This is a genomic window from Psychrobacter sp. TB20-MNA-CIBAN-0197 (genome assembly GCF_040309765.1).
Taxonomy (GTDB): Bacteria; Pseudomonadota; Gammaproteobacteria; order Pseudomonadales; family Moraxellaceae; genus Psychrobacter; species Psychrobacter submarinus.
On record NZ_JBEOPC010000529.1, the window covers coordinates 1 to 275 of the forward strand.

At 39.3% G+C, this 275-nt stretch carries 1 protein-coding gene; it reads left to right on the forward strand.

Annotated elements, in window-relative coordinates:
- Nucleotides 1-275, forward strand: a 275-nt coding sequence (locus AAEY83_RS14810; RefSeq protein WP_351060076.1) for a hypothetical protein, incomplete at both ends; no start/stop codon positions are given.

Sequence of the window (275 nt, forward strand, 5' to 3'; positions counted from 1 at the left end):
CAGCACTCATGCTCAGTGCGATAGCTTGTCCTCATGTTTACCTTATATCAGACAATATGAAGCAAGCGTCAAACAGGAAGAGGCAACAGGTGAAAAAGCGAACCAATATCTTGGTAGTAAAATTGGTCAAATTAGGTTGGCTTATGAAGTAGCAATTGATAATAAGGCTTTTATTGGTAAAACCTATAATGAAGATACTAAACGCGTAAAGTTGTCTCAAACAGTCACCAAGATAGTGGCGCATATCGATGGTGAGCCGCTACAAAGAATAGTGT